This is a genomic window from Mycolicibacter sinensis (assembly GCF_001667945.1).
In the GTDB taxonomy this organism is placed as follows: domain Bacteria; phylum Actinomycetota; class Actinomycetes; order Mycobacteriales; family Mycobacteriaceae; genus Mycobacterium; species Mycobacterium sinense_B.
Window position 1 is genome coordinate 34,055 of record NZ_LZJK01000050.1, and the last position, 10,489, is coordinate 44,543.

The 10,489-nt window shown below is 71.6% G+C and carries 5 protein-coding genes; 2 read left to right on the forward strand and 3 right to left on the reverse strand.

Annotated elements, in window-relative coordinates:
* Positions 1 to 102: 102 nt before the first annotated feature.
* The 3 genes from recD to recC are packed head-to-tail and all read right to left on the reverse strand — an operon-like array spanning position 103 to position 8,419.
* Positions 103 to 1,851: an exodeoxyribonuclease V subunit alpha gene (gene recD, locus A5694_RS06395; protein ID WP_064921001.1), complete on the reverse strand. Its 1,749-nt coding sequence runs from the start codon at positions 1,849 to 1,851 to the stop codon at positions 103 to 105.
* Positions 1,848 to 5,132 carry an exodeoxyribonuclease V subunit beta gene (recB, locus tag A5694_RS06400; RefSeq protein WP_064921002.1) on the reverse strand — a complete coding sequence of 1,095 codons (3,285 nt, stop codon included), beginning with the start codon at positions 5,130 to 5,132 and terminating at the stop codon, positions 1,848 to 1,850. The genes recD and recB overlap by 4 nt, the downstream gene beginning before the upstream one ends.
* Positions 5,129 to 8,419 carry an exodeoxyribonuclease V subunit gamma gene (gene recC, locus A5694_RS06405; RefSeq protein ID WP_064921007.1) on the reverse strand — a complete coding sequence of 1,097 codons (3,291 nt, stop codon included), beginning with the start codon at positions 8,417 to 8,419 and terminating at the stop codon, positions 5,129 to 5,131. Before recC ends, recB begins: the two co-directional genes overlap by 4 nt.
* Positions 8,420 to 8,472: 53 nt before the next feature.
* Here recC and A5694_RS06410 point away from each other — a divergent pair, with 53 nt between their 5' ends.
* On the forward strand, positions 8,473 to 9,597 hold the full coding sequence (locus A5694_RS06410; RefSeq protein WP_064921003.1) for a 6-phosphofructokinase: 1,125 nt from the start codon (positions 8,473 to 8,475) through the stop codon (positions 9,595 to 9,597).
* Positions 9,575 to 10,348: a class I SAM-dependent methyltransferase gene (locus tag A5694_RS06415; protein ID WP_064921004.1), complete on the forward strand. Its 774-nt coding sequence runs from the start codon at positions 9,575 to 9,577 to the stop codon at positions 10,346 to 10,348. The genes A5694_RS06410 and A5694_RS06415 overlap by 23 nt, the downstream gene beginning before the upstream one ends.
* The last annotated feature ends 141 nt before the right edge of the window (positions 10,349 to 10,489 follow it).

The window sequence follows — 10,489 nt, forward strand, 5'->3', positions numbered from 1 at the left end:
CTCGCGACGGTAATCCGGGGGTGTGACACATCGCGGGCAACTACCGGCCCGGGGATACGGTCGGCAGGCCAACGGCGCCGGCCGCGCAGTACGAGGCCGAGCTCAGGCCTCCCGCAGCCGCAAGGCCAGCCCGGACGCCCGCATCGCCCGGCGATCCAGCGCGGCCCGGATCTCCTCCTCGGACCCGACCACCCGCACCTTGTGCTTGGCGCGGGTCACCGCGGTGTAGAACAGCTCGCGGGTCAGCAGCCGCGACTCAACCGGCGGCATCAGCACGGTCACCACGTCCGCCTCGCTGCCCTGGCTCTTGTGGATGGTCATCGCATACATGCTGTCGACGTCGGAGAGCCGGCCGGTGGCGAAATCCACCGGGCCCGACGCCGTCGCGATCACCGCGCGCAGCCCTTCATTGCGCGCCACCACCACCCCGGTGTCGCCGTTGCGCACGCCCAGCCCGTAGTCGTTGGCGGTGATCAGCAGCGGCCGCCCGGCATACCAATCCGCCCACACCGGATCCCCGGTCTGCTCGGAGACCCAGCGCCGCAGCTGACGGTTCCAGTGATTCGCCCCGTGCGGGCCGTCGCGGTGCGCGCACAGCAGCCGGTGCTCATCGAGATTGCGCAACGCCTCGCGGGCGTCGCCGAGCAGCGCCGCCTGGCGCACCCGCACAGCGTGCGGCACCGCGATCGCCGCCAACGCATCGGCCAGCGCTGCCGGACTTGCCGCGTCGATCCATTCCCGGTGCTCGTCGCCGGAACGCAGCAGCGAGATCACCGTGTCGCCGTCACCGGCGCGGATTGCCGCCGCCAGCTCACCGATCGGCTTCTTGTAGCGGTGCGCGGTCAGCAACGTCGCCACCCGGGTGCCCGGCCGCGCGGCCAGACCGTCCACCAGGTCGGCCAGCACCGCCCCGGCCTCCACCGACGCCAGCTGGTCGGGGTCGCCCACCAGGATCAGCCGGGCGGTCGGCCGCACCGCCTCCAGCAACCGGGCCATCATCGTCAGCGACACCATCGACGTCTCGTCGACCACGATCACATCGTGCGGCAGCCGGTTGCCGCGATTGTGCTTGAACCGCGCCCCGTTTCCCGGCCGCGCACCCAGCAGCGAGTGCAGGGTGCTGGCCTGCAACCCCGCCAGCCGGGCCCGGTCCACTTCGGCGAGCCCGGCCACCTCCCCGGCGACCGCCTCGGTCAGCCGGGCCGCGGCCTTGCCCGTCGGTGCGGCCAGCGCGATCCGCAGACCCGGGCGTCCGGACACCTCGGCCTGCTCGGCCAGCAACGCCAGCAGCCGGGCCACCGTGGTGGTCTTGCCGGTGCCCGGGCCACCGGTCAGCACCGTGACGGCCTGGGTCAGTGCGATCTCGGCGGCGCCGCGTTGTTCGCGGAACTGCGGCGGGAACAACCGCGCGAACGCCGCCGGCTCGGCCGGCTCGGCGTGCGGCGTGGACAGCGCCAGCAGGTCAGCGCAGACCTGCTCCTCCTCGCGCCAATACCGGTCCAGATACAGCAGCCGGTCGGCGTACAGCCGCAGCACCTGCTTGGTCACCAGAGTGCTGTTCCGCACCGCTGCCAGCCACGTCACCGGATCCGGCCACGCCAGCTCCGGCAGGTCGATGCCGGCCGCCACCGTGGCCAACTCCACGCAGACCGACCCGGTGCGCAACGCCCGCACCGCCAATGCAACTGCGAGCGCGACGGTTTCGTCGGCCTCGCCGCCCAGTGCGCACACCCGACGGGCGGTGTGCACATCCGCGGCGTCGAGCACGCCGGCCTCGTTGAACTCGCGCAGCAGGCCGGTCGCAGTGAGGGCCACCCGGCAGGACCACGGATCATCGATGGTCAGGCTCATGCGGCCACTCCCTGATGCAGCAGGTCCGACAGGGCGATCACCAGCGCGGCCGGCGGCTGCCAGCTGAACACCCCGGCGGGATGGCGAGCGAGAATCGGGGTGTCGGGTCCGCACATGCCGCGCACGAACAGATACAGCACCCCGCCCAGATGCCGCTGCGGGTCATAGCCCGGCTGGCGCCACCGCAAAAACCGGTGCAGCACGGCGGTATACAGCAATGCCTGCAACGGATAATCCGAGTGCAGCATCGCCTCGGCCATCCGGGGAAAGCTGTAGTCGGCGGCCGTCTCGCCCAGGTTGTTGGTCTTGTAGTCGACCACCAGATAGCGCTGATCCGGCAGGCGCAGCACCACGTCCAGCGACCCGGACAGATACCCCCGCAGCGACTGGCCACCGAGGGCATCGGATTCCAGCCGATCGGCGTAGCCGGCGAACGGATCCTCGGGGGCCAGGTGCTCGCGCAGCAACGCCCCCACATCGGCGACCCGCACCTGCGGCGCCGCCCCAGGGGAGTCGCCACCGGCCAACGGGATCTCGAAATCCAACTCCCGCAACCGATCCGCCGTTCCGATCTGTCGCAGCGTCAGGCCGTCGGCCAGCGGCCCGAGCGGGGTGTCGTGCAGCGGCACCAGCGCCGTCGCCAGCACCTCGGCGTCGACTCCGATCGGCCACCACGGTTCGTGGACCCGCACCCGTTGTGTCAGCTCAGCGGCCAGATCCCCGGCGAACGGGTCGGCGGTCTCCAGCACCGCGTGCACGAGCGACCCGAACGTCGTGCCGCCGGGCAGATCCGCCATCGGCGAGCGCAGCTCGACGCCGGTGTCGGCGGCCGCCTGCAGGACGGTGACGTCTTCGGATTCGTCGTCGCGGGTGTGGGCCTCGGGCTCACTGTGCACCCCGGCGTCAGTTCGGGCCTCATCGGCGCCGCGGATCAGCGCCGAATAGGAGGTACGCCGCCACCCGGTGTCGATGTGGCGGTGGAAGTGGCGGACCGCCAGTTCACCGGGCACCTCGCGGGGCACCGCCGGCGTCGGCGGCCCGATCACCGACTCCTCCACCACCGGCCCACCCACGGCCTGCCAGCTCTGAAAGATCACCTCGGCGTCGTCGTCGGAGATCCGCGCCGCGCACCGGTCGGGCACCTCGGCCTGCCCCGGCGCCCGGCCGCGCAGCAACCGCGACAGACCGCCGTTGATCTCGTCGCCGGCCGGTGCCCACCAGGCGATCACCTGGGACTGGGCCCGGGTCAACGCGACATAGGTGATGCGGATGTGGTCGAGCGCTTCTTCCAGCCGGTGCAGTTCTTTGACCTGCGCGTCCGGCCGGCCGCCGATGTGCAGGCAGCGCACCTCGGCGCCGTCGGCCCCGACTTCGTGGTAGAGCAGGTTGCCCTTGTCGCCGATGTGGCGGCGAAACATGAAGGGCAGGTAGACGATCGGGAACTGCAGGCCCTTGGCGGCGAACACCGTCATGATCTGCACGGCACCGGCGTCACTGTCCAGGCGGCGGTTGCGCTCGGTGGCGCCGGTGCGGTCTTCACGCTGGCGGCGCAGCCAGTCCCGCAGCGCCGGCAGGCCGAGCCGATCGGCGTGCGCAGTTTCGTGCAGCAGCTGACCGATGTGCGCCAGATCCGTCATGTGCCGCTCACCGCCGCGCTGGCTGAGCACCCGCCGTCCCATCCCGGCGAGCTGGGCGGCCTCCAACACCGCGGCGACGCCGCGTAACCGGACGTGGTCGGCCCACTCGCGCAGCGTTTGGGTGACCCGGTCGGTGAGCTGGTCACCGCCGCGGGCCAGGGATTCGGCGGTCTCGCCGAAGAACATCGTGCAGGCCGCCGCGCGGACCAGCCCGGTGCGGCCCGGCTGGTCGAACGCCTCCAGCAGGCACAGCCAGTCCTCGGCGGCCCGGGAGGCGAACACGTCGGTGTCGCCGGTGTAGACGACCGGGATGCCGAGCTTGGTCAGCGCGTCGCGGCACAACGCCGCATCCTGGTGCTGCTCGACGAGGACCGCGATGTCCCCGGCGCGCACCGGCCGGTCGTCATAGCGGGCGCCGGAGTTCAGCAGGGCGCCGATGTCGGCGGCCAGGTCAGCCGGGATGTGGTTGCGCAGTGGGCCGATCAGCAGGCTGTCGAGGCCCTGCCGGCCCAGGGTGGGCCGCTTGACGACCCGCAGCCGGAACGGGGCGTTGCGCGGCGCCCCGCTCAAGCGATGCCCGCCACGGTGGGCCTCGACCGGCGGCACGGTGATCTCGGGGTGGCCCAACTGCGCGCCGGCCAGCACGGTCTGCAGGCTGTCGACGAGCACCTTGTCGCTGCGGTAGTTGGTGGCCAGGGTGCGCTGGTCGGCGGCGCGGACGGCGGCCAGGTAGGTGTAGATGTCGCCGCCGCGGAAGCCGTAGATGGCCTGCTTGGGGTCACCGATCAGTACCAGCGTGGAATGGCCGGTGAAGGCCCGGTCGATCACCTGCCACTGCACCGGGTCGGTGTCCTGGAACTCGTCGACCATCACGATCTGCCAGCGCCGGCGCATCCGGTCCGCGGCGTCGGAGCCGGTGCGCTGCAGGGCTTCGGCCAGCCGGGTCAGCAGATCGTTGTAGCCGAGGATGCCCCGCCGGCGCTTGCGGTGCGCCAGCTCGTCGAGCACCGCCTCGGCGAACGCCAGCCGAACCCCCGCCTCGGACCGCGGGTCGGGGCCGGCGGGGCGCAGTTGCGCGGCGGGATCTTCGACGACCTGGGTGGCCAGCTCGATTGCTTCTTTGCGGGTCAGCGGCGGGGGGTTCTCGTCGTTGCCGAAATGGGCCAGGTAGTAATCGTCGACGATCTCGGTGACCAGATCGGTGAGGCTTTCCACCAGGGTCGCCGATGAGGCGGTGTCACCGGCGACCCCCAGCGATTTCAGCACCATCGCGCAGAACTGGTGGATGGTCACGATCGTGGCGGCGTCGAAATCGGCCAGCGCGTCCCGCAATCGGAGGCAGCGCTGCGCCGCGTCGCCGGTGTCCAGCAGGTGCGACTCCAGGTCGTTGGTGGGCTCGCGGCGGCTCTCCAGCACTGCCAGGGCGTCAGCGATCTGGTCGCGGACCCGCTCGCGCAATTCCCGGCTGGCCACCCGGCCGAAGGTGATCAGCAGCAGCTGATCCACCGTCGCCACGCCCTCGGCCAGATAGCGGGTGACCAGGCCGGCCAGGGTGAACGTCTTGCCGGTGCCGGCGCTGGCTTCCAGCACCACGGTGGACCGCGCGGTGGGCAGCGGCCCCAACAGATCGAAGCGATTCGTCACGAGAGCACCTCCGCGCTGAGCAGCGGCGCCCACAGCCGCACCGCCAGCGCCCCCAACCGGGTGCCCTCCCCGGTGACCTCCTCGCCCGGGCGGGGGACGCCGAGCAGCGTGTCCAGCGGGGTGTTCGGACCCCACACCTTGATGTGGGCGGCATCGGTGCACTCCCCGAACTTGCCGCCCCAGACCTGCCGGGCCGCCTCGAGCGGGTCCTCGTTCTCGCGCCGGGCCGACGCCCAGGCGCACGATGTGGCCAGCGGTAGCGGTAATGGCTCGCGCCGGCCGGCGTCGTAGATCGCCACCAGAGCAGCGAGCACCGCGGCCGGCTCCGGGGGCGCGACGAGAAGCCGCTGCCGGATGTGGTTGCGGCCCACCCCCCGGCCGATGCACACCGCGCTCCATTGGGTACCGGGGTGTTGGGCGGCCAGTGCCAGCAACGGAATCCAGGACGCCAGCACATGTTTTGCGGCCAGCCGCGAATAGACCACCGTGACGGTGCGGCCGCGATAGACCCCGGACACGGTGCCGGTCAGCCGCCGGCCCGGGAGGTCGACGTCGACATCGTAGGCCTGCGGGTCCCCGACGCGGTGACCGAACGCGGCCTCGGCGAGCGCGCGGGACAGGTCGCGGATCTCGCAGGCGGTGCGCATGCCGAGCCGGCCGGGCGGCAGGGTGCCGCGCCGCCATTCGGCGTTCGCGGCGTCGTCAGGGTGCATGCCGGCGAGCATGTCGGCGAGCATCCGGTCGCCGACCGTCCACTGCTTGAGGCTGTCGATCTCGACGGGCATGGCGTCCTCCACCCCCTCGACGTCCCACGGCAGGGTGTAGTCCAAGGCCCGAAAGTAGCCCTTGACCGGATCCTTGAAGAAGCGCGTCAGCTCATCGAGTTCGACGTCGGAAGCCGGGGGCGGCGGCAGCACCGCGGCGAAGGTGTCAGTGGGGTCGGTGCGTTTCCCGGCGGCGGCCTCGGCGGCGGTCAGCGCCGTCGGGTCGAACGTGAACGGCTGACCGGGTACACCCAGCTCGCCCGGCTGGACGTTACGGATGTCGAAGGGCTGCAACGGGTGCCGCACCACGACGTGGTCGCGAACCGGCTCAGGCGTGGTCGCGTCGAGCGCGTCGAGCAGCTCGGCGAGCGGCACCGCCGGCGGGCGCACCTTGCCGGTGCTCTCGTCGGCGCCGGCGTAGGTGATGACCAGTGTCTCGGTGGCCGCACACACCGCATCGAGCAGCAGTTGCCGGTCTTGGGCACGGACGTCGCGTTCCCCGGTCAGCGGGCGGCGGCACAGCACGTCGTCGCCGTCGATGTGATCGACACGGGGAAACACCCCGTCGTCGAGACCGACCAGACACACCACCCGATGTGGCACCGAACGCATCGGCACCATGGTGCACACCGTCAGCCCGCCGGTGCGGAAGTTCGCCCGGGTGGGCCGGCCGGCCAGGCGCCCGGCGAGCAGGGCCCGCACGTCGGAGAGCTGCAGCGCGGTGCCGGCGTGCGAACCTGCCTCGACCACCACCTCCGACAGCTCCCGCTGCAGCTGGCCGACCTGCCAGCCGTCGTCGATGCCGACCCGGGTCAGGGCGGTCACCCCGTCGATCAGGGCGGTGATCCATTCGGAGAGCGGCCGCGCCCCGCTGAGCGTGTCGGCGGCCGTCTGCAGCCGGTCGACGAACTCGGCGAGCCGCCCGGCCAGCTCCACCCGATTGCTGCCGACATCATCGAGCGGTAGCGCAGTACCCAGCCACGCCCGGGAGTCTTGGGACATCACCACCCCGGTCAGGATCCGGTCCAACCCGAATCGCCAGGTGTTGTGCTGAATGCTGTTGAGGCCGTACGGCTCCCGGTGCGCCGCGTCGAAACTCCACCGCACGTTGGCTTCCTGCACCCACGCGGTGATGTCCTCCAGGTCGTCGTCGGTGAACGTGAACCGCGCCCGCACCGGCGCGGCCTGCGCCACATTGAGCACCGCGCTGGCGGTGGCGCGGCTGTCGGCGATATCCAGCAGCTGCTCGGCGACCCCCAGCAGCGGGTTGGTCTGGGTGAGTGCTCGGTCGGCCAACTGCACTCGCAGCAGGTGCGCCGGATGGTTGTCGCCGACCAGCTCACCGAGGCCGAAGCCGGCGACGATCAGCGGCGCATAGCTTTCGATGTCCGGGCACATCACTACGATGTCGCGCGGTTGCAGTGTCGGGTCGTCTTCGAGCAGGCCGAGCAGCACCTCGCGCAGCACGTCGACCTGGCGAGCCGGGCCGTGGCAGGCGTGCACCTGAACCGACCGGTCCGTTGGTGTTACCGAGCGCCCGTCCGGGCGTACCGCGTTGGCGGCGATGTCGGCCTGCAGCCACCCCAGCAGCGTGTCGGATTGGTGTGCAGCGCCATGGTATTGATCGCTGGCCGGGGTTGCGGGCAGGGCGCGCTGCAGCTCGCGCAGATCGCGGCCCAGGGTCTGCAGCAGCGGATGGTGGGCGCGGTGCCGGCTTTGGTCGGTGGCGCGCGGTACCGAGCCATGCACCCCGCTCAGCGCCCGCCACAGCACATCGGAGGGATGCGGCAGCCACAGATGCAGCTCGTGGTGGGTGGCCAACGCGTCCAACAACTCGATGTCGGTGTACGACAACCGGGTATGCCCGAACAGCGACAGCCGAGCCGGCAGCCCGGCCGCCGCCTTGTGCAGCCGATCGACGGCCTGGCGATGCCGCAGGTGCGGGGGTTCGGCCGGAACCGCTGCGGCCAGCGCCCGCCACAGCGGCGGCTGCCAGGCCAGATCGGAGTCCAGTTGCCCGCCGGCGCCGTCACCGGATCCGCCGTCGAGCCAGTCGGCCAGCATGCCGGGCCGCTCGCGGGCGTAGGAGGCGAACAGCCCGGCCAGCCGCCGGGCGACCGCGTAGCGGCGGCCGCGCCGCACCTGTGCGTCCTCACCGGTGTGGAAATGACCCAGATGGGTTGCCAGCGTGGCACACCAGGGCTCGTCGAGGCTGGCGTCGATCACCGACAGCAGCGGCCAGCTCATCGCCTCCGGTGACCACGGATCATCCTCGGCGGTTCCGGTGATCTCGGCGATCAACGACCCGGGGTTGCGAAACTGGACCCCGGCGCAGACTCCGTCGCCGCCGCAACCGGCGCCGAGCACATGCGACAACCGCTGGGACAGCCAGCGCTCCACTCCGCGGGCCGGCACCAGCACCAGTTCCTGGGTGAACGGGTCCGCCGGCGGCGTCGCCAGCAGCGCGCCCAATCCGACGACGAGGGCGTCGGTGCGTTCGGCCCGGTGCAGGTGCAATCCCATCGCGGCCACCATAAACCGCCACCCCGACAGTGCGGCCTCGTAGGCTAGGCGAGGTGTCCTCCGGCATCAAACGCATCGCGATCAGCACCGGCGGTGGCGACGCTCCGGGCCTCAACGCCGTCATCTACGCCACCACCTTGGCCGCCCGCAACCGCGGCTGGGACGTCGTCGGCATCCGCGACGGCTTCAACGGGATGCTGCTGAGCGACGACTACCCCGACGGCGGGCTGATCGAGCTGACCCGCGACCGGGTGCGCGGCATCATCCATCAGGGCGGCACCATCCTGGGCAGCACCAATCGCGGCAACCCGATCGCCTACCCGGTGCAGCAGGCCGACGGCACCTGGGCCGAGGTCGACCGCACCGAGGAGCTGCTCGGGCGCCTCGCCGACCGCGGGATCGACGCGCTGGTCACCGTCGGCGGCGACGGGTCCCTGACGATCGGCAACCACCTGCACAAGGCCGGGCTGCGGCTGGTCGGGGTGCCCAAGACCATCGACAACGACCTGGACCGCACCGCGTCGACGTTCGGTTTCGACAGCGCCGTCGGGTTCGCTTCGGAGTGCATCGACCGGCTGTTCTCCACCGCCACGTCGCACAGCCGGATCATCGTGGTGGAGGTGATGGGCCGCTACGCCGGCTGGATCGCCCTGCACGCCGGCATGGCCTCCGGGGTGCACGCCATCTTGATCCCGGAGATCCCGTACCGCCTCGAACCGGTCGCCGAGCTGATCAACCAACGCGCACAACGCGGTTCGACGTATTCGATCGTCTGCGTCGCCGAGGGCGCCACACCGGTGGGCGGGCAGCGCACGGTGGCGGCCAAGGCGGTGGGTCAGGCCGAGCGGCTGGGCGGGATCGGCGCCAAGGTGGCCGCCGAACTCGAGGCGCTGACCGGGCGGGAATCGCGTGCGGTGGTGCTCGGTCACCTGCTGCGCGGCGGATCGCCGACGTCACTGGACCGACTGCTGGGGCTACGGTTCGGGGCCGCTGCGGTGCGTGCCCTCGATGAGGGACACAGCGGGGTGATGGTGGCGCTCAACCCGCCGACGGTGGACTATGTGCCGCTGGCTGAAGCCATCAGCCGGCAGAAAACCGTTCCGCCGGACTGCGATTCGATCCAGACCGCACGCGACATGGGCATCCGGTTCGGCGATGAGGAGGTTAAGCGTGGCTGAGTCGGCGACGCGTCGGGGCGACTACGGAATCGACGGATCGTTTCACCGGGTGCCGCTCGGCGGGCAGCTCGCCGTCTTGGGGCTCGGCTGCGCTGCGCTGGCGATCTACGCCGGCTTCGCCTTGGCCCGCGGACCGCACTGGGCTGCCGTGGCGGCAATCGTGCTCGACGCCGGCATCCTCGCCCAGGTCGGGCTGTACTGGCACGCCACCCGGGCCGGCAAGTTCGCGGTCTGGGAACGCATCCTCGACGGCCTGCGGCTGCGCGGTAGCGAAACGGTGCTCGACATGGGCTGCGGACGCGGTGCGGTGCTGTGCGCCGCGGCCAAGCGGCTGCCCGACGGCCGGGTGATCGGCGTCGACCTGTGGCAGGCCGACCAAACGGGCAACTCCGCGGCCGCCACCCTGGCCAATGCCGCACTCGAGGGTGTGGCCGAGCGAGTCGAGGTGCGCACCGGCGACATGACCGCCCTGCCGCTGGCCGACGCCAGCGTCGACGTCGTGGTGTCCAATCTGGCGATCCACAACATTGCGAGCGCCGACGGGCGCCGCCAGGCGCTCACCGAGGCCGCGCGGGTGCTGCGTCCCGGTGGCCGGCTGGCGATCGCCGATCTGTGGGGGATCCGGGGGCATGCCACCCAGTTACGCGAAATCGGCTGGGCCGAGGTGAGTTGGCGCAGCCTGGGTTGGCGGATGTGGTACGGCGGGCCGTGGGCCGCGACCCGGTTGGTCACCGCGACGAAGCCGGGTTGAGGTCGGGCGGTCCGGCCGTGCCCGGGCGACGACGGGGGGGCGGGGAGGTGATGTGTGCCCGGCTTTCAGCGACAAGGCACGTTATGTCAGGTCCGGGCGGGCGCCGGTGCGGCGGTGCTTCGAGCGGGGTGCGGCGGGGCG

Coding starts and splice junctions, on each gene's coding strand:
- A5694_RS06415 (WP_064921004.1), top strand. CDS start 9,575: ATGAGGAGGTTAAGCGTGGCTGAGTCGGCGACGCGTCGGGGCGACTAC.
- recC (WP_064921007.1), bottom strand. CDS start 8,419: ATGGGATTGCACCTGCACCGGGCCGAACGCACCGACGCCCTCGTCGTC.
- recD (WP_064921001.1), bottom strand. CDS start 1,851: ATGAGCCTGACCATCGATGATCCGTGGTCCTGCCGGGTGGCCCTCACT.